The following is a 24429-nucleotide window of genomic DNA, read 5'->3' on the forward strand; positions in this document are numbered from 1 at the left end:
TCATCGACCTTATGAAGAACTTTTCCCCATACCAGACTCTTAGCCTGAGTCTTCACTTGCAATCTATTTTTCTTTATTAAATAAACAACTTCCCCCCCAAAAGCTACCCTAGCTGCCGTTCAATCGAGTACCAAGCATATAACCTCATTAGTGGAATGTATAAGATAACAACCCCTAGAAGCGCATAAGGGCTTAGAAATAGAATCATAGCCAATACAAATGCAAGGATTGCTTTCACATTTCCTGACGTTCCGTTTATTGGCTCATTCCCTAAGAATATCGTTTCCCAGCTTTTTAACGTTTTTGAATAACAGTGATCATGATAAGTCTTAACAGCGAGAAAATACGTTGTGATCACAAGATTGCTTTTATCCGTAATTTCTGCCGAACATTTTTCGCAGTAAATGTTTTTCACCTTTTTCACTCCCCGATTAACTTGTTACCCTTTTTACGAATTTTTCCATAAAAGGTTTCAAAAAATTAATGGCGAGCTTCTAGTCTCGTTAACCGCTCATTTAGCATGGTCCTCCACTCATCAGCCAATTCTTCGACTGCTAAAATCTTTTGTATTCCCTCAATATCCCTTGGTCTCTTAAAATAGATTTCATTCGCCTCAAGGATTGAAACCTGCTTTGGATTTCGCTCTTCTACTATAATAGTAGAATCCTTTCGTACCATGCCTTCTTTTAAAACACGCCCCAAGAATCCAGTAAATCCAGTTTGAACCATCATTTTTAGAAGATAAGGATTGTTGGTCCTTTTTGTAATCGTGCTGCATGGAATTCGACCTTGAGTGATTTGAATGAAAGCATCCCCAACCCGGTAAACATCACCGATACACACATCTTTTTCCTCCATATTTGTGAGAGTTAAGTTCTCACCAAAAGTCGGAAGTGGAAGCTGCACTAAAAATTCACTTTGCCACATTGCATAATGTTCATACGGATATATGCAAACTGCCCGGTCAGGACCACCATGATGCTTTAAATCGGCAACCCCATCCCCACGGAATCCGTCTTTTGTCAAAAATGCCTCTTCCACGGCCTGTTTGCGAATCCCTGTTATCATTTCCTCATTATTTCCATACGTCATTTGTTTAGGTAGTCCAATTGAAAAATTCTTGATTTCGATTATCATAGCTGTTTCCCCTTCCTACTGTCCTTCCATCAACCGATTTCGTTGCCCCTTATAAAACTCTTTCGTGAATTCAGGATGGTTTAGTGCCCCAAGCTGTTCGGCAATAGCAAGTGCAAAATCAACATAGGCATGACCTTGGGCGGTGATCACATGTCCTGTCCGCACGACCGGTTCATATCGGAAATGTTCCTCTTCAAAACAACCTAAAAAGTTTCGCTGCTCCTGATGAAGAGTGACTGTATATGGTTTGTCTTCGAGTACTTCCGCTCTTGCTAATACATATGTACCACTGCAAATAGCTGCAGTTACTTTATTTTGTTTGTAAAAGATGTTTGTGAGTTCAAACAGTTCTTCCGTGTCCTTAACATTAATCAGGTCTCCCCCAGGAATGATAATCCCCTCATACTCCGTCGGGTCCACCTGTTGATACATCAAATGCGGCATAAATTGAAGGCCAGATTCGCCCGTAATCATTTTTAGCGAATCCGCAACTGTTACGATCTGATGTGTTCCCCTGAGCATCGCAGTTGTCACAGTTATCTCAAACTCGGAAAAAGAATCATAAATCGCGAGTAATATTTTTTTCATAAAAAAGCACCCCTTACTGTATAAATTCAACAAGGTTGAAACAATTCCCTCCTAGGATTCTATTTGAAATACCTTAATCATGTGAAGTGACTGGTTACTTTAAGCGCCTTACCCGCTATTTTCCGCCTCTTACCGGAATTATCCAGACATAAAAGGAAATTCTTCTTACAATAAAAATAGAAATACAGTATGGGAGGTAATGGAAGAAGACGGATCAATTATACTTTATGTGAAACGAGGTGTCTGAAATTTGAAGCTATTTTTAAATATTGATAAAGCGTTTAAGGAAGCAAGGATTACCATCGAAGCCCCGAATGTTGGTGAAAACATTAAGGAGCTAATTGATTTTATTCACGAAAAAGAGCATCAGTTTATCATTGGAAGAAAGGGTGAAATGCAGCATATTCTAAAACCAGCTGAAATTCACTATTTTCATACCGAAAACGAACAGGTTGCCGCCGTAACAGGGACAGATTCTTTTATATTAAAAGAAAAGTTATATGAGCTCGAGGCTATGCTTCCTTCTTCTAAATTTATCCGCCTCTCGAAATCAGTGATTGCCAATTTGCATGAATTAAGCCGTTTTGAAGCCTCATTCAACGGGACACTCTGTGTATATTTCAAATCCGGAAAAAAGGAATATGTCTCCCGCACCTATGTACCGGTGATAAAAGCAGCATTAAAATTAAATAGGAGGAAATGAAAATGAAAAAAATGTTATTTCGTAGTATGCTAGGGATTTTCTTCGGCAGCTTTGTTGCGGTGCTTACCACTAATTTATTATACCTCTTCGGCGGTATCGAAATGATAGTAGGGAGCATATTTTTCAAGAACTCTATCGGTTGTATTCTTTGTGGATGGTTTTTTACAGTCGCCCCTTCGTACTTTGAAATTAGACAATTGAAGCTTTACCAGCAAACAATTCTTCACTTTTTAACGGTACTGATTCTTTACCTAATTTTGGCGTTTACGATTGGATGGATCCCATTTTCAATACAAGGGATTTTATTAACAATCGTCATCACCATAATTGTCTATGCAATCTTTTGGACCGCCTTTTATCTTTACTTCAAAAATCAAGCAAGGAAACTAAACGCCGATTTAAAGAAACTATGATTTCACTGGCTGCTATAGGCAAATCCCCTAAGGCATTAATCTACAGAGAGTTAATGCCTTTTTTCATATGGATCGACCTCAATTACTCCATCCCCACAAGACCTTTAAACATTTCTACCCCCGTTTCAATGATTTCATCGCGGAAATCATATTCATAAGTGTGGATTTGTGGATGCTTTTCACCGTTTCCTATATAAAAATAGGCACCCTTTACAAACTTTAAATAATGTCCATAGTCTTCTGATGCACGGTATGGTGTGGTTAGTTCACGTAATGGAAATCCTTTGGCTGTTGCAACTTTGCGTACTTTATCAACCGATTCCTTATGATTGACGGTTTCCGGAAATTCATCCTGGTAGTAAAAATGAACCTTAATGCCTTGCTCTGTCCCTAGTTGGGTCGCGAGAGCTTCGATACGTTGCTGAAGCTTGTTTAATTCCGCTTCTTTTTCAGCACGGATTGTTAATCGTATTACCCCTCTATGGGCTGCAATTCCATAATTCTCAGAACCGATATCGACCTGAATAATCGTGCACAGAACGAGACCTTCGTACTTTTCTTGAGCGGATAACTCAGGTAAGGCCTCAATAATTCTAGCCATGGCAAATGAAGGATTAATCCCATCTTCCGGTTGACTTGCATGTGCAGGTGAACCGACCATTTCAATGGACATCCCTTTTGAGGAACAATGGGCTGTACCATCAATCACATGTACGGCATTGAATTCAATTCCTGACATATTATGACAACCATAAATTTCATCGATTTGTTCTTCATTTATTACTTCAGCGCACTCAATAGCACCTTGGCCTGTCTCCTCAGCATGTTGGAAGAGGAAAATGATATTTTTATCCGCACCCTTCTGATCTACTTCAAGTGCAAATCCAGCAAGCGTAGCAGAATGTCCGTCGTGGCCACATTTATGAGAAACACCTGGGACATTCGATTTCCACGGAAGGTCAATAGTTTCAGGGATTGGGAGAGCATCAAAATCCGCGCGAAATGCAATAGTGGGTTGATCCTCACCTGCTGTATATTTCGCATAAAAATATTTCCCCTTATCAACAATGTCTAAGTTTGTCGTATGTAATTTTAGAAAAGCGATTAAATGCTGTTTCGTCCACACTTCCTGATAGGACAATTCTGGATGCATATGTAATTCATGACGTAACTGAATCGCCAGTTTAAGATTTTTCTTATCCATCGAGATCACTCCTATTTATTCCATTTTACTAAATTTATCAGGAGTGCATATCATAAAAAAATCGACAAGCGTGGCACTTGTCGAATAATTTGTTATGGCTTTAAAACAACCTTTATGCAATCATCATCGCGGCCATTGAAAATTTTATAGCCGTGGCTTGCTTCATCCAGTGACAGCTTGTGAGTAATAATGTCGGTTGGGTCAAATTCATTGTTAACGATTTTTTTGTACAGTTCTGGCATGAAATGAACAACGGGGGCTTGACCCATTTTTAATGTAATATTACGAACAAAAAATGCTCCAAGTGGAAACATATTATAATTCGATCCGTACACTCCAGTTAGTTGGACCGTGCCGCCTTTTCGAACAGCCTTTGTTGAAATCTGAATCGGGCCAAGTGTTCCACCTTGTAGCTTCAACTTTTGCTCGATAAGTTCTAGCGGTGATTTTTTCCCATCCATTCCTACACAATCAATGACAACATCGGCTCCACCACTCGTAATTTCTTTTAGATGCTCTCCCATGTCATCGTGCTTTGTAAAATCAAACACTTCTACTTTATTTGTCGCTTTTGCATGATCCATGCGATATCCGATATAGTCTACCGCGATGACCCGCTTTGCTCCCTTCATCCAGGCGAATTTTTGCGCCATTAAACCAATCGGACCACAACCAAGGATAATAACGGTGTCACCTTTCTTCACTCCTGCGTTCACTACACTCCAATAGGCAGTTGGAAGTACGTCACTTAAAAAGAGCAAAGCTTCGTCCTCTAATTCGCATGACTCTGGAATTTTAAAAGGTGTAAAGTTTCCAAATGGAACTCTTAGGTATTCCGCTTGGCCCCCTGGGTGGTCACCATATTTTTCCGAGTAACCAAAATAGCCACCTGAATCATAATGCGGATTCGAATTATCGCATTGGCTTTCCAATTCATGCTCACAATAATAACACTTTCCACAAGCTACATTAAAAGGAACAACAACTCGATCCCCTTTTTTAACATGTGTGACTTCGGGACCTGTTTCTTCGACAATACCCATCGGTTCATGACCAATCACATATCCATCTGGTAGTGGAATATTCCCTTGATATAAATGGAGGTCAGAGCCGCAAATCGCAGTGGATGTAATACGTACAATGACATCATCCTTTTTGATGATTTTGGGATCATCCACTTCTTTGACTTCAACCTTATATGGATTTTGATACGTAACAGCCTTCATTTTTACACTCCACTTATGAGTTGGTTTTCAGATTATTTTTTGTAACGTGAAGGAAGTTATACTTAGGTTGGATTGGCATAAAAATCCTTTATTTGTAAAGCTTAATAAAGATAAGAAAAAATAATTGACATACTTGTATATACAAGTTAAACTGAAAACGTAAACACGACATGTATATACAAGATTCGACATGTTAAAGAGTTAGGGGGAAAAATAATGAGTAAGTACACTGATCCTGCGAAGGAATTACTTGAACACATTGGTGGTAAAGAAAATGTCGCAGCAGTTACACATTGCGCAACAAGAATGCGCTTCGTTTTAAACGATCCGAAAAACGCCGATATAGAAAAGATTGAAGAAATTGGTCTAGTTAAAGGGACTTTCACACAGGCCGGTCAATTCCAAGTCATTGTTGGTAATGAAGTTTCTACTTTTTATAATGAGTTCGTGAAGCACGCTGGTGTTGAAGAATCAAGTAAGGAAGAAGCAAAGGTAGCTGCGAAGCAAAATATGAACTGGCTCCAACGCATGATGGGGCATTTAGCGGACATTTTTACACCGATTATTCCAGCACTTGTTGTCGGAGGTCTAATTTTAGGTTTCCGAAATGTGATAGGTGACATTAAATTACTTGACGATGGTACAAAAACCATCGTTGAAGTCTCCCAGTTTTGGGCAGGAGTTCATGCGTTCCTTTGGCTAATTGGTGAAGCGGTCTTCCACTTCCTACCTGTTGCAATTACATGGTCCATCACTCGTAAGATGGGAACCTCACAAATCCTTGGAATTATTTTAGGTATTACGCTTGTATCTCCGCAATTGTTGAACGCATATGGAGTTGCAAATGCGGATCAAATTCCAGTTTGGGATTTTGGATTTGCACAGATTGAAATGATTGGGTACCAAGCACAAGTTATCCCGGCTATTTTAGCAGGTTTTGTACTTGTTTATTTAGAGCGTTTCTTCCGTAAGATTTCGCCAAATGCGATTTCAATGATTATTGTTCCTTTTTTTGCATTAGTTCCTACTGTATTAATTGCACATACCATTCTTGGACCAATCGGTTGGACAATTGGTTCTGGGATTTCTAACGTAGTATATTCAAGCTTAACTTCAGCATTTGGCTGGTTATTTGCAGCAGTCTTTGGATTTGCCTACGCACCACTTGTTATCACTGGTCTACACCATATGACAAACGCGATTGACCTTCAATTGATGAGTGAATTTCAAGGGACAAACCTATGGCCAATGATTGCCTTATCCAATATTGCCCAAGGTTCTGCTGTTCTAGCAATGATTTATATTAACCGTAAAAATGAAGAAGAAAAACAAGTTTCTATCCCGGCATGTATTTCTTGTTATCTCGGTGTAACAGAGCCAGCAATGTTCGGTATTAACTTAAAATACGGCTTCCCGTTCTTAGCTGCGATGCTTGGTTCGATGGTTGCAGCAATCATCTCAGTGGGTAGCGGCGTAATGGCGAACTCAATTGGGGTTGGTGGCCTTCCTGGAATTCTATCCATCAAATCAGGACACTATTTAATGTTTGCGATTTCGATGCTAGTTGCAATAGTCATTCCATTTATTTTAACTATCATCTTCGCAAAAGCAAATGTTGGCAAAATTTCTTTCGGGAAAAAGTAATATAGAAGGGAGAGGAAAAAAATTCCTCTCCCTTTTTTGGCGTTAAAGCGGTAAAATAGAATTTAAAATATTTAAACATTGATTGGGGATTCTCCATGAACAACAAGTATATAACAATCTATAGTGATTTAGTAGATGAAATTAAAAGCGGTAACATTAAGGCGAATAGCCTTCTGCCTTCTGAAAATGAATTAAAGGACACATACAATACTTCGCGCGAAACAATTCGTAAGGCGCTGAACCTTCTTTCACAAAATGGCTATATTCAAAAGATGAAAGGTAAAGGCTCGATTGTAATTGATGTGAACAAGTTTGATTTTCCGGTTTCCGGGCTTGTAAGCTTTAAGGAGCTCGCTGAGAAAATGGGGGATAAGCCGCGGACAAAAGTGCACGAGTTGACAGTTGGAAAACCGGATACGTATATTAAACAGCAGCTACAGCTTTCAGGTAAAGAACTAATTTGGAAGGTAGTTCGTACAAGGGAAATGGGCGGAGAGAAAATCATTTTGGACAAGGATTTTATTTCGCGTAAGTACGTTCCCGAGCTCACAAAGGAGATTTGTGAGGATTCGATTTATGCGTATTTGGAAAATGAGCTGCAGCTTGCAATTAGTTTTGCCAAGAAAGAGATCACAGTTGTGGACCCGACCGATGAGGACCGCGAACTCCTTGATTTGGATGGTTTTCATAATGTCGTGGTCATCAAAAACTACGTGTATCTAGATAATGCCAGTTTGTTTCAATATACCGAGTCACGCCACAGACCCGACAAATTCAGGTTTGTGGATTTTGCAAGGAGGACGCATGTGTAGCGGGGATTGGAATGCACTGGTCTTTGGGTATGCGCAATAACTTGGGTGAAAGCTGCAACTAACTCGGCTATAGCGCAAGTATATTGATTAAAGCGCAATTATACCGTTTAAAGCGCAATTCCCCCCACTAAAACGCAATTATTCAAATTTAAAGCGCAATCCCCTAGTTAACGACCGAAAAATAAAAACAGGATGGCCCAATTAAGGGTTCCATCCTGTTTTTGTATAATTAGCGAACTGTTTTTAATGCTCCGCTCCAAGATACTACTTGGTCTAACATTAAGTTAACGTTGTCTAGGTGTAGTGCTTGTGGTTTGAAATCTGCTCCGTTTTCGAAGTCAGTGAATAATGAAAGTGTTGGATGTGTACGAACGTCCGCGATCATTAATTCACCCATGATTCCACGTAAGTGTTCAGCAGCACGTGCACCACCAGTTGAACCGTAGCTTACGATACCAGCAGCTTTGTTGTTCCAAGCTTCACGAGCTAGGTCTAGAGCATTTTTCAATGCACCAGTGATTGAGTGGTTATATTCTTGAACGATGAATACGAATCCATCAAGGTTAGCTAATTTTTCGTTCCAAGCAGCAATTCCAGGTGCATCTGCTTCACCTAAGAATGGTAATTTGAAGTCCGCGATATCTACGATTTCGTAGTTAGCGTCTCCACGCTTATCAGCGATTTCCTTCACCCATGCTCCAACTTGTGGACTTACGCGTCCTTGGCGAGTACTACCTAAAATAATACCAATGTTTAACTTTTCGTTTGACATTGTTTCTTCCTCCTTTTGTTGATTACCAAAAAGTTTATCTAATAAACCCATGATTACTCTCCTTTTTTATATTAAAGGAATTTTTTGTAAAATACCTTTAATCTCTTTATCTCAGAAGTATTTATCTTAACTTCAAGATAAATATACATGATAATTATCTTCTTGTCAATACATAGACTCATAAATTTTTAAAGGGACTAATTTCCCAAAAATAAAAACGCTTAGATTGAGCTAAGCGTCACTAATCATCCAAATTTTCTTCTTGTCGTTTTGTTCTCAGATAATGAATATATAGGATTGGAATTAGTCCACAAATAAAAATGATACCTCCAAAAATAAAGCCATCAGAGGCTCCAAACCCATCTGTGAAATTTACCGCCACTCCAATAACAATTGAAATAGCTGTTAATACAATAAGAGAGATGATAGTACCTTTTTTGGGCGACTTTTCTTCACTTTCATGGTCTACGCCAATGCTCATTGAGAGATATAACAAAACAATGGTAGTAATCATGAAAACGATCCATAATGGGTTTTGCCTCATCCCCTCGATCCCTTTTGTAATTAAATCATAACCCAATATTCCGATAATTCCCATCGTTTGAAAAATATACGCAGTCCGGACATTCTTTAGGTTTTTCAAAATCAAACGTTCATCTTTAATCTTTTTCATTTGTTGCCACTCCCCTTTTCAACCCAAAATAGTTCATCTAATGATTGATTAACGGCATAGCAAATATCTAGACATAATTTTAAGGTTGGATTGTATTTTCCTTTTTCAATTAAACTAATCGTTTGGCGGGTGACCCCAATCTTTTCTGCTAATTGTTGCTGGGTTAAACCAACTTGAATACGAGCGATCTTCACCTTGTTTTCCAAATGATGTCAACCCTCCTTACTTCTAATTGTAACATATACATTACAATATGCAATATATATATTACATTCAACTTTATAAAAAAAGACCAAATCATTACGATTCGATCTAAAAATGAATTACTGAATTGGATTTCCGGCACGTAATTTTTCAGGCATATGCCTTCTAATCGCAAATAGGAATTCACCAAGAAAATACAGGGCAACCGTTGGCCAGATCCATGCCCAATAGCTTCCGATTGCACTATAAAGGGCGATGAGCCCGGGATGAATAAACAGTATGCATGCTAAGGATAATGCAATCCAACAAACCGAATACGAAAAACAAATATGTCCCTGGAGCTGCCACTTATGTCCGGAATAGTCCCACCATTTTCGGCCAAAAAACCACTCAAGAAGGAATCCGCTGCAATACTCCACTATTGTTGGAATTAGAAAGCAAAGTAACAGCACTATTGACCAATGCATATCTTTTCCTATCAAAAAGATTAGTAAAAGGGGCGCGAATCCATACATAGGCTTAAATGGTCCGAAGAAAAAATTATCCTTAAAAAACACTCGTTTCCTGGCATAGTTATAGCTGTTTTCTAATAGCCAGCCAAAAAAGGAATAGATGGTGAAGAAAAAGACGACAGCCATGGCCCCATCCCAGGATAAAAGCACAGGCATTTCGAACTCAAAACCACTTACTAAACTCTGCAACACTTACAAATCACCTCGGGATTATATTCCCAAATAGGATTTGCTCATTTCTGGTTAAATATACCTTTTTTCAGATTCAATTTTTTCACCTAAAACTTGTTAGTTTAATAGAATTAGTTAATCTTTTCTTCTATGGCTTTCACTACCGAATTAATATCTTCATTGCCATAATAACTAACATAGATGACAACTTTTCCTTTGTAAGCAAAAACTACTTTAACCTCCTCTTTCTCAAGAATGATTAAAGAATCAAAATATGGATGCTTTGTTTCAACATAATCTTCCAAACTATATTCATAATTATATCTTTTTATTAAATCTGAGATCAGATTATCCGCCATAGCCGGGATACTTAGTTGATAATATTTTGTATGTATACTTGGCGAATACTCACTACTCCCATCTTTCCACGTTTCGCCAGGTACCACCCCATTTTCACTTACGTCATATTGAGCAGGTGCAAAAGGGCTCCAGTTTGTTGTATAGCTATTGCCCCAATCTACATCGTCTATCCACTCAGACTCCGCACGCACTAAAGCAGGGTTCTGATCTACATCTGCTAATCTTACAATCGGCAGGTTTAGACTTCCTTCTGGCAATGTTTTCGTATCCATTTTAACAATTTGTATGAATGGAATTATGGCGGTAAATCCAGCAACCATCATAAAAAGAAAAGCGATTACCGAATTTATTCGATGGTGCTTCTTCCATGGAGCATGATGATCAATCGGTTTTCCTTCAATCAATTTTTTTCGTAAAGCACGTATCGAGATGGCTGCTATTAAGGAGTTATACGCCTGATATCCAAGGATGATGGACAAAATTGTTTGTATAATAACTGACCCCTCAACTAAATGATAAGTTGGTGTACCATCCAGAAACCAAATCGAAGATGTCATGCCAATGATTAAAATCATTGCAACAACTACGAAACGTGCATTTGAGGCTAATTTTTTATCCAGTGCATTTAATGTATAGGATTGCTCGGCAGGGTCCGTATGTAGTTCTGGTGCCTCACGCTCCGCTGGTGATGAAAACACATGGAAACCTTGATAGCCCGTTACATAATCCCATCCGCCTTCTGCGTACATCTCAATCTGTTCGGGTATCATTTTTCTTTTCATTGAAACATCGATTCTATATCTCATTTGTTTCGGTTCACCTTTTACAAAATGAGCAAAATGAATCCCCATTTTTTTAAAATGGAATCCCTTCGCTGCCATGTCAGCAAACCAGCTTTCATGCTCACCGATTCGCCAATAATCACTTGGACGAATTTTTCGCACAGTCCTACTCATTTCGATCACCTGCCTCTAAAATATTTCCATCCTGTATCATGGAATTCAATCGACTATATTCCTCTCTTAATGCCTGTTCTCCATCTGATGTAATTTCATAGGTCTTTCTTCTGCCATCATCTTCTGCTAATGAAATAAGACCGTCCTTTTGCATCCGTGCCAGCACCCCATAAAGAGTCCCTGGACCCATTTTAACTCTGCCATTTGATACTTCAGTAATTGCCTGCATGAGCTGATAACCGTGGTTAGGATGCATTAACGCTAGTAATACATAATACATCGCTTCCGTCATCGGTCCCCCATTATATGCCATTCCTTACATCCCTTCTTTCGTTCTCGAAGCTATTATGTCTCTCGATATTACGTGTCACGATATATCGCATAACATAATAATACTTTATAAAATATCGAAAGTAAATAACAAAATACAGTCAATTGAGATGATCGTTTCCGAACAATAATATTGGGTTTGTCTGATATATTCAGATTAATGTCCGATATATTAAAAGAATCGTCCGATAAATTTTTAGCCCTGTCCGATATCCCCAAAACTCTGCCTTTTAGCAAAACAAAAAGACTAGGATTTATATTCCCCTAGTCTTTTGCTGCTACATTTTATTTATTGTCTACTTTATATTCCGCCATACCTTCTCTTTCGTTGCCGGTATTCTTCCAACGCTTGTAGAAATTCCTTTTCAGAGAAATCTGGCCAGAGTACATCGGTAAACCAGAACTCCGTATAGGCCAGCTGCCAGAGCAGAAAATTACTTAGGCGTTTTTCCCCACCGGTACGAATGAGTAGGTCAGGGTCTGGTAGACCGGCTGTATATAGATACTTTGAAACCTGCTGTTCGTCCAATTCATCAAGCGACAATTTCGAATTGTTCATATCCGTGAACATTTCTTTCATAGCATTCAATATTTCACTTCTGCCCCCATAGTTCAGTGCAAAATTTAATTGAAGGCCGTCATTGTCCCGGGTGCGATCGATTGCAAATTGGATGGCTTCACGTGTATGGGCAGGAAGACTTCCCATATCGCCAATTGCCTCAATCCTCACATTGTTGGATATAAGCTCTGGGAGATAAAGATGAAGAAACTCTTTAGGAAGTCTCAATATAGTCTCTACCTCAGCCTTTGGACGTTTCCAGTTTTCTGTGGAAAACGTATAAAGGGTCAAAACCTTCACATTAATCTTGACCGCAGCCTTCACAATTTTTACAACAGTTGATACCCCTGCTTTATGACCTGCAACTCTGGGGAGGCCCCGCTTCTTAGCCCAGCGACCGTTTCCATCCATTACGATTGCTATGTGCTCCGGTGTATCATGTTCCGAATACTGGAAGGATTGGTTCAATTGTTTATGATTAAAAAAAGGAATTTTCATTGACATTGTATTTCTCCTTGTAATGTTGTATTCCCGTCCTTACGGGACGATGTACCTGTCACCGTTTCCCATTAAATTTAACATATTATTTATCGAATTTCAATAAATTATTATTTATTTTCATTCCCTTTATATTGTTTTCCACAATAAAAAAACGTGGATTCATTTAGATTAAATGCACGCCTTTAAACTTTTATTTATTTTCATGCACATCTTTAGGTAAACAGTCTTCTTCTGGCCTTATGTGAACCTGCTTCCACGGATTATTTCCTACTTTGTTAAATTGTGCTATTTCTACGTCAGTTCCATTCGTTAATGTAAAAAAAGTGATACAGTAATCCGATCCATCATGACTTTGAAAGCAAATGTTTTTAACATATCCGTTTTTCAACGTTGGGTACATATGTTGAATCATTTTGCACCATTCTCCAAATTTGATCCCTACTACTGATTCCCCATCATGATCCCATCCATGATAAGGGGCACATAGAAAATCCTCTCCAACCTTAGTCAAATCGGAAATTCGAAAGCCTTCTTTTTCGTGTTCAAGCTGAATAAATCCATATGAATAGCCAAAATGCTCGACCAACGCGTTCTTTGGTATTTCAATTGTTTCAATTTCATAGAAGAATCTAATTCCCCGTTTCTCATCTGGCACCCTACGTAGCTTTAGCAAACTTGTATGTCCGATTCCTTCAAATAAATCCAGATATTTTTCATAGCTTAGTTTATTTTGATATGCTTTTGACAAAAAATTATAGGCAATTGGAAAAGGAAGTTGCCCCTGACCGATAGAACCACAACTCCTTCCCCCGGGATTAGCAGCATCACGCAAAATACTAAAATAATTGATAAGGGTATCCTCTGGTGTCCTCGTCAATTCTGGAGGTAGCTGGATTTGGTCATGCGTTTTATCATAAAAAGGAGTCCAGAATTTCCAATTGTTAAATTTTAAATTTAAAGCTTTCAAGCAAGATGGACGAAAATACTTTTGATGATATGATGTTATGTCCTTTTGATTCTGATTTCGCATTGTTAATCACCCTGGATTCAGTTTATGGGCAACTATAGGAAAGGTGTAAGACTTCTTCATTTTATCGACATGGGTGAAACAAAAAAAGCGCCTATATCATAGGACACTTTAAAGGATTTTTTACGCATATCGCCAAATATAGATTCCAACAGCAATCAATGAGAGCAGGATAACCACGGTATAGATCACTGTTAGGTTAATGCTGTTTCGCTTCGTTTTTTCGCGATAGTTTGCATCGCCTTTTCCTGCGATCGCCATTGTTCCAATTAATGCTGCGATTCCAAGGATAATTACAAATACAATTGCAAAGGTCATATTTCAAATTCACCTCAATTATAAAGATGACTCATTTTTTACTAAAGAATTTTTCGGTAAGCTATCACTTTTTTCTTGAACAATGATTAAGGCAGCAATCACCATAATAATCCCGACATATTGCCACATTTGCAACGTTTCCTGGAAGATAAAAAAGCCAATGATAGCGGCAACTACCGGTTCAATTGTTGCAATAATGGAGGCCCTGCTAGATTCAATATACTGTAATCCTTTTGTATATAGGATAAATGCGAGCATTGTTGATAGAAGGCTGAGACCTACTATGTATAACCATGATTTGAGTTCTATAAACAAATTCGGCGCAGACCAGATTCCACTAAACGGTGTCACTGCGACTGCAGCAAAAATAAACGTATACACCGTGACAGTAAGTGAATCATATTTTTCAAGTGCAAACTTACCAAAGATACTATAAAGAGCGTAAAAAAAACCGGAACCGATCCCTACAACTAGCCCGAAGAGTGAGATCGTGTCTGAAAAGTTCGGAAGGACCCCTACGACAAAGGCACAGCCCATAATTGTAACAACAAGTGCTAGTATTTTTCGTATCGTCAGTTTCTCTTTAAATAGAATTCTAGCAAAAATCGTGACGAAAGCTGGTGCCGTATAAAGCAGAATGGCAGCAACCGAAATTGAGGTTTCCTCAATTGCGACGAACATGCACCAGTTAAACAAGACAATACTTATGATTCCTGTACCAATAAAGTATTTGCTGTCTGGTATTTTGATTTTGAACGCTTTTGGATTTTTTATTAGGGTATAGGTGATCAGAAAAATGGAGGCTGCGACCGCTCTCACCGCTACAACCTGTAATGGCGTAAAACCTATTGCATACAGATTGCTTACAAATAAGCCGATAATCCCCCATAATGACGCACCTGCTGCAATGGAAAGCCCCGCCATTTTTTTGTTCACAAGCAGCTCCTCCGATTCATGTATTGCCAATATGTTACCAAAGTTTAAAAGACTTGGAAAGGGAATATACTCCTTTTTGAACACGCACAAAATTAATAAAAGCTAAACAAACGACTTTGCTCAGCTTTTGTCCCTTATCTTATAGGTATGTGAACCTCTCCACCTAAATCATAGATCTTGTTGGAGCATCCCTTATCTTGGATACAGCACTCCTGACTCTTCAGGCAAAAGTTACTGAGTTTTCAAAAAGAACACAACAGACCTTGCCTTTGTTAATTGACCTTCGTCTGGCCAAGTAGTTTCGTAAAGAGCTACACTGCAAGTAGATGAAGTGCAAAATAGGAGGTAAAAATACCGATCAATACGGACAGAACAACAAGCCATAAATGATACTCCGTTGTATAGCTATCTTGAGAAGAAAACAACATGTGGAAAACACCTTTTCTACGGATTTACTTCAGTGCTGTCACTACCCTATTATTTGGATGGATTAACAGGGGAAATACATTCATTTCTACTAAAAAAACCACGAGTCTGTCTCGTGGTTTCCTGACTTATTCTTTTACCTTCGCCGCACTGCCCCTAACGATGAGCTTTGTGTGAATGGTTAGTTTTTTACAGATTTCACGCTTGGTTGCAATACGCTCGAGCAGTAAGTCAACCGCGGATTCTCCCATAATTTCCGTGTACAACTTAACTGTCGTGAGCGGTGGCACCATGTATTGCGCTGAGGATACATCATTAAAGCCAACGATGCTAAGGTCCTCTGGAATCTTGACGCCTAGTTCATAGGCCGCCTTGTAGCAGCCGACTGCAATCGAATCGTTGGCTACAAATATGGCGGTCGGCTTTTCTTTTTGACTTAGCATTTCCTTAAGGATTTGGTAACCATCCTTTGGATTATAACCGCCAATTTTGACGAATTCCTCGTTATAAATTCCTTTTTCCATTAAATACGATTCAAAGACATCCTGTCGTAAGTCCTTGAAGCGATTGCCATACATATCAGTTTCGACACCGCCGATAAAGCCAATGTTTTGATGACCTAAGTCGACCAAATAATTAAGCGCTTTTTTCGTTGCCGAGTTAAAGTCAATAACCACAGCATCAAAATGGTCCTCATCTGGGTTTGCATCCACAAACACCGATGGCTTGTCGAAGCTCTTGATCAATTCAATTTCTGCCTTTTTAAAGGTTCCAAGGCAGATGATTCCGTCCATTTTTGAAAAACTTCTCTTGCTGTCGTCTTTCGTTATTTTAACGATTTCCATCCCCATGCTTTCAAGCTTCTTTTCTAACGCGACCCGAATCGAAAGATAATAGGTGTCCACCAATTCCTCTTCTAGTGAATAAGAATAATAGAGTCCCACTACCCCTTTCTTTTTCTCTTTTTTCTTTTTCGAGGTGATGACATAGTTAAGTTCCTCGGCCGCTTCAAATATCCGCTTTCTTGTCTCTGGTGCCACATTTAATGTTTCATCATAGTTCAACACTCGAGAGACGGTTGCATTGGAAACCTGTGCTAAATCAGCTATATCTTTAATCGTCGCCATTTTTCATACCCACTTTATACTTCTATTGTCATTCATTCTACAATGCTTCTTTGTATCTTTTCTTCTTAATAAATTTCAGTTTTGTTTCTGAAATGAGTATTGCCACAAGGATTAGGATTGCTCCGATGATCATTTTAAATGTTAAAACCTCGCTTAAAATGATAACAGAGAAGACCATACCCCAGAATGCCTCTGTTGATAAAATGATGGCTGCATTTGTTTCAGTTGTGAATTTCTGTGCGACTGTCTGCATTAAAAACGCGATGGTTGTTGAAAATACGCCTAAGTACAGAACCGCAGATACCCCTTCAAAGCTCGCTGCAAAATTGGTTTCGCCTTTAAAGAGAACGACGATAAACCCTAAAACGGTGGCTGCTGCCATTTGGATGACCGTTAGCAACACCGGGTCTTCATCCTTAACAAATTGTGCTGTGTAGAAAATATGGAATGCAAATCCAACTGCACATAATAAAGTAAGGAAATCTCCGAAATTGACGCCTCCCGACAGCTTCAGTGATAACACACCCACACCGATAATTGCCATTAAAGCTCCCATTAATTCAAACTTATCCATTTTTCGTTTATAGATAAAAAATGCAATAAGTGGAACAATGACCACATTCACCGCCGTTAAAAAAGCATTTTTCGATGGTGTGGTATAGACTAACCCGACGGTTTGCAGGGCAAATGCCAGATATAGAAAGATTCCGAGCACCGCACCTTTAATGATCGTACTTTTTTTGATATGTTTTAGTTTCTTAAAGAAGACAAGACTTAACAAAATAACACCAATGAGGAAACGGATCGCAAGGATCTGATACGGTGTGTAATGATCAAGCGCCACCGCACTAGCGACAAACCCGCTTCCCCAAATAATAGCTACAATTGTAAGACCTAGTTCCCCTATATATTTCCTCATGTAATCCTCCACCTATTGTGGGACCCAAAGTCAGGTCCCTCATCCCGTTTTTTAGATTCGTGGGACAGTGTAGTACCTGTCCCCTTATCTCATGAATTGGAGAAAAACACTGGATGTCCACGTAAACGAGGTATCGACAAGCCCTGTTCCATTATGCGGGTCGAAGTTTTCTGCCATCCCGCCAACAAGTGTAAGATCTACGTATTTCTCTCGAATTCTTTCTCCAATTTCACTGTATCCAAAACTTTTTAATGAATCAACAAAAAGATAAGTAACCGGGGCCCAAATTGGTCCTAGCCAGTAGCCATTTTCCTTATAAAATGGACTTGATGGCATTTCAGTTGCAAATCCGTATTTCGTTTCGAAGTTTTCGACAAGGTCATTTACAAGTTGGTCCATCTCTTTTTTATCGAGGCGATACCCGATTAATACAGGTAAACGTAAAATCAAACTTGAGCGAATATCAATTTTTTCAGCGTCTTTGCCAACTCGACCAAAGAAGCCATCCTTGTCATGAAGTCGCTCCATTAAAAGGGCAAACAGTGCATCCGCTTTTTCTGTGAATTGTTTCGCTTCCGCTTCCTCTCCAAGAATGCCCGCAAATTTCGTTAAAATATCATACGTTCTGATTAAAAAGCTTGCGAGATCCGGTGCTTCTACTGGCATACCGCGATGAAATAATGATGAATTATCCCAGCCTGAATCGTTTCCGTGCTTGTAATGTGGAAGTCTGCCGTCATAGGTTCGATATGAATCAAAATACTGCAAGACTTTTTTAGTAGACTCATAAACCTCTCTAAGACGGCTTTCATCCTTAAAATAATCGTTTTTATCCATCAGTTTTTCATAAACATATGCGAAAATTGGGGGTTTAATACAGTTATAGGATACAAATTTGTCATTCACAAAATCAGGATATGCCCCTGATTCATCCTGTGTATCTATAAAGATTTTAAGCTGTGAATAAGCAAGCTCTGGATATTCGGCACCAAGATTCAAGGCGTTAAAGCAGTTGTCCCAAGACCAAATGTTATACATCCAAAGCTTTGACATATACATCGCGTAATTTTTTAACAGACCATGTGGATGAACGACACTTGACCAGGTGATGTATGCCGCACGGTCGATAGAAGCCTGATAAATTTCATTTTTCTCGGTGAGATTTTCTACCCACTCTTGATAGAGTTTTTCGACCTTTTCTTTTCCTGCTTTAAAACTTGCATATTCCTTTGGCTTGAAAACAGTACGGTAGCTTTCGATGACAAAGTGGCCATTACTCATGCGAATGTCGATAAAATCATTGCCAATCACATTCCACGGCGCTTTAACCGACATGTCTCCGGAAAGCTTGCTAATCATCAGCTTTAATTCCTTAGGATAGATGTGATATTCATACATTCCGTCTTCATATTCATGCAAGGTATCGTATTTCACTTTGCTCGCCTGCAACCTGACTTCTACCTCATTTACCCTAATATGCAGCTCATCCTCTTCTGGGATGATGATCTCGGCATATTTTTCTAAATCCTCAACTAAATAAAAGCGCAAGGATGTTTCCGTTGCGAGAATCTCAAACTTTTTTTCAACGCCGTCCTGTAATAGGTCAAATTTGAAAAGCTTTGATGGTGCGTCATCCCCACCATGAACATCTCGTATATAAATTTCTTTAGAATCCTTTTCCTGTGATACACAAAAATAGGAACCAAATCTAGAAAAAGGGATTTCTTGAATATCTAATTTCATAGACTATTTCTCCTTTATAACGTGTGTTCAAAAAGTCGACGAATCAGAGGCGAGAAGACCAAGGAATTCGTGTCTCAAGGACCGAAGCGTATGATTTTTATACGTGAGGACCGGAGAGACAGAGTGACGCCATGATTCGAAGTTTATCATTTGGTGACTTTTTGAACATCCTATTATGGGCGTACTACATAATAAGCAGGGTTTCCCCTGCTTATCACTTAACGACCTGTAAAAAATTTGCTCTCTTCTACTAGGTTAACCGTTTCAATCTTTCTTATTTCAAATTGAAGGCGGAAGTCCTCAATTACTGTTCGATATGGAGGTAGTTGTTCCTCCCCACAGCTGTTGCTTCCGACACCACTTTGCTTGTAATCAATTGTCAACACATTGAATGGTGACTTTTCGATTTTACCGCGGTGCTTTGCCTCTTCTACAGCACTTGTCTCATAATCGTGAATCGTGAAGTCATGCTCTTCTTTAAAATTAATGAGATATGCGTTCTCACCTTTTGCTACAGCTAGGAAAGAGCTATCGGTTCGTGAACCATTTTCCTGTGGGTAAACATAATCCGTATGCATTTCTTGAACTGTCTTGCTGTATAGTCCAATTGGTTGGCTGCGTTTCGTATCCTGGTAGGATTCAGAATCTCCGCGACCATACCAAGTGACATTGTTGTAATCCTCATTTAAATGCATCGTTACCCCGATTCGCGGCAGCATTTCAGGAATTTCGATGCCACGTAGGACTTTTTCACCTTTTAAGTCCACATTTAGTGCACCATTATTCGTGATGCGGTAGTTGTATGTTAAGTTGAAGCCCCATGCTTGGTTAACAGTTGATAAATACTTTGTAATGACAACATCAACATGGTCTTCAGACACTTCGTATGATACCTCGCCTAGTTGTTCTTTTGTATTTTTAAGGAAGTATTTGTTAATCCAGTCATCCTTTTTATACATATCATTGTCGATGATCGCTCTCCAAAGTGTTACTTCAGGGCCTTTGTTAATGATTTCTTCCCCTTCAGATTCGAAGGATTCAAGTGTTCCATACACGTTAGAGAAAACAGCCTTGAACGTATCGTTTTCAATTGTAAGCTGAGATGCTTCGTCCTCGATTACAAATTCAGATCCTGTTGAAGCGACAGCTTTCACTACTTTTTCAAGTTTAGTTGATTCTAGTAAAAAGCTTTCCTTTGTAATCTCATGCCCTTTTTCTGCGTAAAGTGTATCTTCTGCTTCACGGTAGCTTAGGTAAATGCGGACATCGTCGTGCTGAGCTGCCTTCTTAAGGTCGACAGGTAAAACAATTTCTGCTCCTTCATGTGCTTGGATGCTCGGTAACTTCATTTCTTTTTCTTCGATAAGCACACCGAAGGATTTTACTTCAATATGGAGGACGATTCCGCTTAGGTTTTTAAAATCGTATAAATTTTTCACATGGATTTTTCCTTCAGTTTGGTTTACTTCTTCCGTTACAATCGGCTCAATTACTTTTTTGTATTCAATAAGTCCCGGTGATGGAGTTCGATCTGGGAATACAAGTCCGTCAATACAGAAGTTTCCGTTTGTCGGGAAGTCGCCGTAATCCCCGCCATATAGATAGTAAGTTTCGCCATTTTCGTTCGTCACTTCGATTCCATGGTCACACCATTCCCAAATAAAGCCACCCTGTAATCTAGGGTACTTTCTCATCACTTGTTGGTACTCAGTTAAGCCACCAGGTCCGTTACCCATTGCATGACCGTACTCACATAAAATATGAGGTTTCTTGCCCTCAGCATTTTTGCCGATTTCTTCAAGTGGCTTTAAGCGAGTGTACATCGTTGTGTAAACATCACTATACGCTGCTACCCTGTCACCTTCGTAATGTACTAATCTAGTTGAATCAATTGCCTTGATGGCGTTATACATCGCAGTGAAGTTTCTGCCAGCACCTGACTCATTTCCTAGTGACCACATGATGATACTTGGGTGGTTGCGGTCCCTTTTAACCATTCGAACAGCACGATCCACATATTGTTTTTCCCATAGCTCATTGTCAGAAATCCAATTATAATTGCCTGTGTTTTCAAAGCCGTGGCACTCAAGGTCTGCTTCATTAATGACGTATAGGCCGTACTCATCACATAAATCATAGAACACATCATTATTTGGATAGTGAGCTGAACGTACCGCATTGATATTATGCTGCTTCATCAGCTTAATATCTTGAAGCATATCCTCGTAGCTTACGGTTCTTCCTGTCTTCGGATGTGCATCGTGACGGTTAACCCCATTAAAGAAAATGCGTTTTCCGTTGACACGGATTTCGTTGTCGATCACCTCGATTGCACGGAAACCAACTCGAAGTGGCACGATTTCTTGGTCACCATTTGGCAAGCAATATTCAAATACTAATTGATAAAGATTTGGTTCCTCCGCATTCCATAAAAGCGGCTTTTCTACTAATCTATTAGAATCAAATTCACCGTCAACTACTTCAATTTCAAATTTAACTACTTTTTCACCTCGATGGTAAAGCGTAGCGATTAATCCTTTTACATGGTCAGATAAAAATGCACCACCAATATTTAAGGTGAAATTTTCATAGTTTTCATCAGGGAGTGTTTCAACATACACATCCTGGAGAGTGTCTTTATTGATTTTAAAGAGCTCGACACTTCTGAAAATCCCTGATAGCCACCACATATCCTGGTCTTCCAAGTAAGTGCCATCAGAGAACTGATACACTCTTACTGTTAGTCGGTTGCTGCCTTCTTTTACATACTCGGTGATGTCAAATTCAGATGGTACTCTGGAAACCTTGCTGTAGCCGACATGCTCTCCGTTCACATATAAATCAAATGCAGAATCGACCCCATTGAATTTTAAAATCAGGGCTTCGTTGTCTGCTAGATTTGAAACCTCTAGCTCTCTAAAATAGATCCCAGTTGGATTTTCCTGCGGGACAAATGGAGGGTTGATAGCAAATGGGTACAATACATCTGTGTAATGCATGTTGCCATACCCCTTGATTTGCCAACTCGATGGAACCTCCATATCGTCTAATGCTTCGATTGTGAAGTCCTCCGCTTCAAACCCCTTTGGTGATAGCTCTGGTGCATCTACAAATAAGAACTTCCATACACCATCAAGCAATGTATATCCAATACTTTTTTCTCTATTAAATGTTGTTGCTTTCTCTTTTGTATCGTATCTGTAAAAATCGGTATGGGCAGGGAGTCTATTGATCCCCGTCTGGTGGATATTCTCCCATCTTTTCATTTCACGTCGCATTTTATCTTCCTCCGTCACTCTATGTTGAACTTACTTAATTGAACCGCTAGTTCCTTCAACAATATATTTTTGTGCAAATAGGAACACGATTACTGGTGGAATAATCATGACTAATGTAATAGACATAATTGGCAGAATTTGAAGGTCATGAACTCCTTTAAACGCTGCAAGTCCTAGTGCCAATGTATATTTTGATTGATCCTGCAGGTAAATTAATGGACCTAAGTAATCGTTCCAAACTGTTAAAATATTTAATACTGCGATTAAGATAAGTGGTGCTCTCATTATCGGTAGGAATATTTTAAAGAAAATCTGGAATTCGTTTGCTCCATCAATTCTTGCTGCATTTTCAATATCTTTCGGTATATTCATTAGGAATTGTCTTAATAAAAAGATAAAGTATGCTGATCCAAAAAACGCTGGGACAATTAATGGTTTTAATGTGTTGATCCATCCGAACATATTGAATTCCATATATAACGGAATCATTGTTACGTCCCAAGGAATCATCATCGTTGCAAGCAATAGGACGAAGAGTACATTTTTATACTTAAAATCATATCTTGCAAAACCGTATGCAACTAAGGAACAAGAAATCAATTGACCTAAAGTTGTCATGACGGTTACTATCACTGAGTTTTTAAAATATGTGCCAAACGGCTGGCTCCTCCAAGCATCAACAAAGTTTCCCCACTGTGGTACATCCGGGAAAATCTTTGGCGGGAAGCTAAACACCTCAGCCTCTGTTTTTAACGCAGAAAAGATTACCCACACAAAAGGTAGTAGAAAGTAAAGTGAGAATAATCCAAGAAGGCTATACATGATGATTTTAGATTTCTTTGACATTCTCATTTTTTCTTCTTCCCTTCTTTTTTCACTTCGTTTTCGTAAAATACCCATGTGGATGATGATTTAAAGATTAACGCCGTTAAGAGTAAAATCACGATAAACATAAACCATGCGTTTGCACTCGCATATCCTAATTGGTGGTGTTTAAACGCGTTGTTATACACGTATAGTCCGTAGAAATAGGTTGATTTTAACGGTCCGCCACCGGTTAAAAGTAAGACGAGTGTTAATTGTTGCAGTGCGGCGATTACCGATGTAATCACATTGAATAAAATAGTTGGTGTGATACTTGGGATTGTAATGCTAAAAAACTGACGGAAAGGACCCGCGCCATCGATGGCTGCTGCTTCATATAATTCTGCCGGAATTCCTTTTATGTCGGTATAAAAAATGAGCATCATCGTTCCGACACCCCAGGCACTCGCAATTACGATTGTCAGGATTGCCCACTTCGGATCCACAAGCCATCTTGGTCCGTCAATGCCAATTAATGATAGGATGTAGTTTAAAATCCCATATTCAGAGTTGAAAATCCAGCCCCAAATAATCGAAATCGCAACTCCGGAAACAACCGCAGGTAAATAGAAAATGGTACGGAAAATTTTCATTCCTTTTAATGGTTGAGTAATGAGGAGTGCTAGGATTAGGGCGATAGCCAAGTTTAACGGTACAAAAATCGCGGCAAATTTGAATGTAATGATTAACGATTTATAAAATTGTGGGTCGCCAGTGAACATCGTTTTATAGTTTTCGATTCCCACAAACGTTGGCGCACTTGTAATCGGCCAATTAAAAAAGCTCATGACTAACGAGAAAGCAAGTGGCCCTAGGGTAAACACCAAAAATCCGATGATCCACGGCAAGATAAATAAATAGGGTACTTTCCTACTTACTAGCTGGTAGCTATTCGCATTCTTCGTTTTATTTAACATAAGATGACCCCTTAATCAGATTAGAAAATAGGGTAAAGCACGAATCGTGCTTTACCACAATAGAAAAGCGCAAGGCGCCCGCTAATCGGCAACAAGCATAAGACGAGCG

Annotated in this window: 26 protein-coding genes; 4 read left to right on the plus strand and 22 right to left on the minus strand. The window is 39.1% G+C overall.

Translation table 11 applies throughout. The features are described from left to right. Nucleotides 1-103 precede the first annotated feature (103 nt). The 3 genes from V7147_RS08130 to V7147_RS08140 all read right to left on the minus strand — a co-directional run bounded on the left by V7147_RS08130 (nucleotide 104) and on the right by V7147_RS08140 (nucleotide 1725). A complete protein-coding gene (locus tag V7147_RS08130; RefSeq protein ID WP_335367348.1) occupies nucleotides 104-415 on the minus strand; it encodes a hypothetical protein in 312 nt (103 codons plus the stop codon). A 65-nt stretch (nucleotides 416-480) separates the two neighbouring features. Then, nucleotides 481-1137 (minus strand): MOSC domain-containing protein, encoded by a 657-nt coding sequence (locus V7147_RS08135; RefSeq protein WP_335367349.1) that lies wholly within the window; start codon nucleotides 1135-1137, stop codon nucleotides 481-483. A gap of 15 nt (nucleotides 1138-1152) precedes the next feature. Continuing rightward, nucleotides 1153-1725 (minus strand): DJ-1/PfpI family protein, encoded by a 573-nt coding sequence (locus V7147_RS08140; RefSeq protein WP_335367350.1) that lies wholly within the window; start codon nucleotides 1723-1725, stop codon nucleotides 1153-1155. 250 nt (nucleotides 1726-1975) lie between these two features. Between V7147_RS08140 and V7147_RS08145 the strand changes: the two genes are divergently transcribed. Both V7147_RS08145 and V7147_RS08150 read left to right on the plus strand, forming a co-directional pair. Beyond that, the gene (locus tag V7147_RS08145) at nucleotides 1976-2428 is read left to right on the plus strand and encodes a LytTR family DNA-binding domain-containing protein (RefSeq protein WP_335367351.1); all 453 of its coding nucleotides are present in this window, start codon (nucleotides 1976-1978) and stop codon (nucleotides 2426-2428) included. A 2-nt stretch (nucleotides 2429-2430) separates the two neighbouring features. Further along, nucleotides 2431-2841: a DUF3021 domain-containing protein gene (locus V7147_RS08150; RefSeq protein WP_335367352.1), complete on the plus strand. Its 411-nt coding sequence runs from the start codon at nucleotides 2431-2433 to the stop codon at nucleotides 2839-2841. Between the two features lie 82 nt (nucleotides 2842-2923). On the opposite strand, the gene V7147_RS08155 is transcribed toward V7147_RS08150, so the two are convergent. Next, entirely contained in the window at nucleotides 2924-4045 is a 1122-nt protein-coding gene (locus tag V7147_RS08155; RefSeq protein WP_335367353.1) for a M20 metallopeptidase family protein, read from the minus strand. 92 nt (nucleotides 4046-4137) lie between these two features. Continuing rightward, nucleotides 4138-5271: a zinc-dependent alcohol dehydrogenase gene (locus V7147_RS08160; RefSeq protein WP_335367354.1), complete on the minus strand. Its 1134-nt coding sequence runs from the start codon at nucleotides 5269-5271 to the stop codon at nucleotides 4138-4140. A 216-nt stretch (nucleotides 5272-5487) separates the two neighbouring features. Between V7147_RS08160 and treP the strand changes: the two genes are divergently transcribed. Both treP and treR read left to right on the plus strand, forming a co-directional pair. Continuing rightward, on the plus strand, nucleotides 5488-6915 hold the full coding sequence (gene treP, locus V7147_RS08165; protein WP_335367355.1) for a PTS system trehalose-specific EIIBC component: 1428 nt from the start codon (nucleotides 5488-5490) through the stop codon (nucleotides 6913-6915). Between the two features lie 95 nt (nucleotides 6916-7010). After that, nucleotides 7011-7727 (plus strand): trehalose operon repressor, encoded by a 717-nt coding sequence (treR, locus tag V7147_RS08170; RefSeq protein ID WP_335367356.1) that lies wholly within the window; start codon nucleotides 7011-7013, stop codon nucleotides 7725-7727. Nucleotides 7728-7956: 229 nt separating this feature from the next. Here treR and V7147_RS08175 read toward each other — a convergent pair whose 3' ends face one another. The 17 genes from V7147_RS08175 to V7147_RS08255 all read right to left on the minus strand — a co-directional run bounded on the left by V7147_RS08175 (nucleotide 7957) and on the right by V7147_RS08255 (nucleotide 24320). Then, on the minus strand, nucleotides 7957-8550 hold the full coding sequence (locus V7147_RS08175) for an NADPH-dependent FMN reductase (protein WP_335367357.1): 594 nt from the start codon (nucleotides 8548-8550) through the stop codon (nucleotides 7957-7959). A gap of 190 nt (nucleotides 8551-8740) precedes the next feature. Next, nucleotides 8741-9172: a DUF6773 family protein gene (locus V7147_RS08180; RefSeq protein WP_335367358.1), complete on the minus strand. Its 432-nt coding sequence runs from the start codon at nucleotides 9170-9172 to the stop codon at nucleotides 8741-8743. Beyond that, entirely contained in the window at nucleotides 9169-9378 is a 210-nt protein-coding gene (locus V7147_RS08185) for a helix-turn-helix transcriptional regulator (protein WP_335367359.1), read from the minus strand. The genes V7147_RS08180 and V7147_RS08185 overlap by 4 nt, the downstream gene beginning before the upstream one ends. A gap of 117 nt (nucleotides 9379-9495) precedes the next feature. Then, nucleotides 9496-10080, minus strand: a complete 585-nt coding sequence (locus tag V7147_RS08190; RefSeq protein WP_335367360.1) for a putative ABC transporter permease — start codon at nucleotides 10078-10080, stop codon at nucleotides 9496-9498. A gap of 110 nt (nucleotides 10081-10190) precedes the next feature. Further along, nucleotides 10191-11375 (minus strand): DUF2812 domain-containing protein, encoded by a 1185-nt coding sequence (locus V7147_RS08195; RefSeq protein WP_335367361.1) that lies wholly within the window; start codon nucleotides 11373-11375, stop codon nucleotides 10191-10193. Continuing rightward, nucleotides 11368-11688: a PadR family transcriptional regulator gene (locus V7147_RS08200; protein ID WP_335367362.1), complete on the minus strand. Its 321-nt coding sequence runs from the start codon at nucleotides 11686-11688 to the stop codon at nucleotides 11368-11370. Before V7147_RS08200 ends, V7147_RS08195 begins: the two co-directional genes overlap by 8 nt. 318 nt (nucleotides 11689-12006) lie before the next feature. Beyond that, entirely contained in the window at nucleotides 12007-12768 is a 762-nt protein-coding gene (locus V7147_RS08205; protein WP_335367363.1) for an isoprenyl transferase, read from the minus strand. Nucleotides 12769-12955: 187 nt separating this feature from the next. Next, on the minus strand, nucleotides 12956-13795 hold the full coding sequence (locus tag V7147_RS08210; RefSeq protein WP_335367364.1) for a hypothetical protein: 840 nt from the start codon (nucleotides 13793-13795) through the stop codon (nucleotides 12956-12958). A gap of 120 nt (nucleotides 13796-13915) precedes the next feature. After that, complete coding sequence (locus V7147_RS08215; protein WP_335367365.1) at nucleotides 13916-14110, minus strand: hypothetical protein; 195 nt, start codon at nucleotides 14108-14110, stop codon at nucleotides 13916-13918. An 18-nt stretch (nucleotides 14111-14128) separates the two neighbouring features. Further along, complete coding sequence (locus V7147_RS08220; RefSeq protein ID WP_335367366.1) at nucleotides 14129-15046, minus strand: DMT family transporter; 918 nt, start codon at nucleotides 15044-15046, stop codon at nucleotides 14129-14131. A gap of 311 nt (nucleotides 15047-15357) precedes the next feature. Continuing rightward, nucleotides 15358-15474 carry an MHYT domain-containing protein gene (locus V7147_RS08225; protein WP_335367367.1) on the minus strand — a complete coding sequence of 39 codons (117 nt, stop codon included), beginning with the start codon at nucleotides 15472-15474 and terminating at the stop codon, nucleotides 15358-15360. Between the two features lie 126 nt (nucleotides 15475-15600). After that, nucleotides 15601-16599, minus strand: coding sequence for a LacI family DNA-binding transcriptional regulator (locus V7147_RS08230; RefSeq protein WP_335367368.1), 999 nt, complete (start codon nucleotides 16597-16599; stop codon nucleotides 15601-15603). 37 nt (nucleotides 16600-16636) lie between these two features. Beyond that, nucleotides 16637-17518: a DMT family transporter gene (locus V7147_RS08235; protein ID WP_335367369.1), complete on the minus strand. Its 882-nt coding sequence runs from the start codon at nucleotides 17516-17518 to the stop codon at nucleotides 16637-16639. An 84-nt stretch (nucleotides 17519-17602) separates the two neighbouring features. After that, nucleotides 17603-19261, minus strand: coding sequence for an amylo-alpha-1,6-glucosidase (locus V7147_RS08240; RefSeq protein ID WP_335367370.1), 1659 nt, complete (start codon nucleotides 19259-19261; stop codon nucleotides 17603-17605). Nucleotides 19262-19479: 218 nt separating this feature from the next. Further along, a complete protein-coding gene (locus tag V7147_RS08245) occupies nucleotides 19480-22539 on the minus strand; it encodes a glycoside hydrolase family 2 TIM barrel-domain containing protein (RefSeq protein WP_335367371.1) in 3060 nt (1019 codons plus the stop codon). Nucleotides 22540-22569: 30 nt separating this feature from the next. Next, nucleotides 22570-23391 (minus strand): carbohydrate ABC transporter permease, encoded by an 822-nt coding sequence (locus V7147_RS08250; RefSeq protein ID WP_335367372.1) that lies wholly within the window; start codon nucleotides 23389-23391, stop codon nucleotides 22570-22572. Further along, nucleotides 23388-24320: a carbohydrate ABC transporter permease gene (locus V7147_RS08255; protein ID WP_335367373.1), complete on the minus strand. Its 933-nt coding sequence runs from the start codon at nucleotides 24318-24320 to the stop codon at nucleotides 23388-23390. The genes V7147_RS08250 and V7147_RS08255 overlap by 4 nt, the downstream gene beginning before the upstream one ends. Nucleotides 24321-24429: the final 109 nt, after the last annotated feature.

The sequence above is a fragment of the Bacillus sp. JJ1521 genome (assembly GCF_036965165.1).
Lineage (GTDB): Bacteria > Bacillota > Bacilli > Bacillales > Bacillaceae_L > Ferdinandcohnia.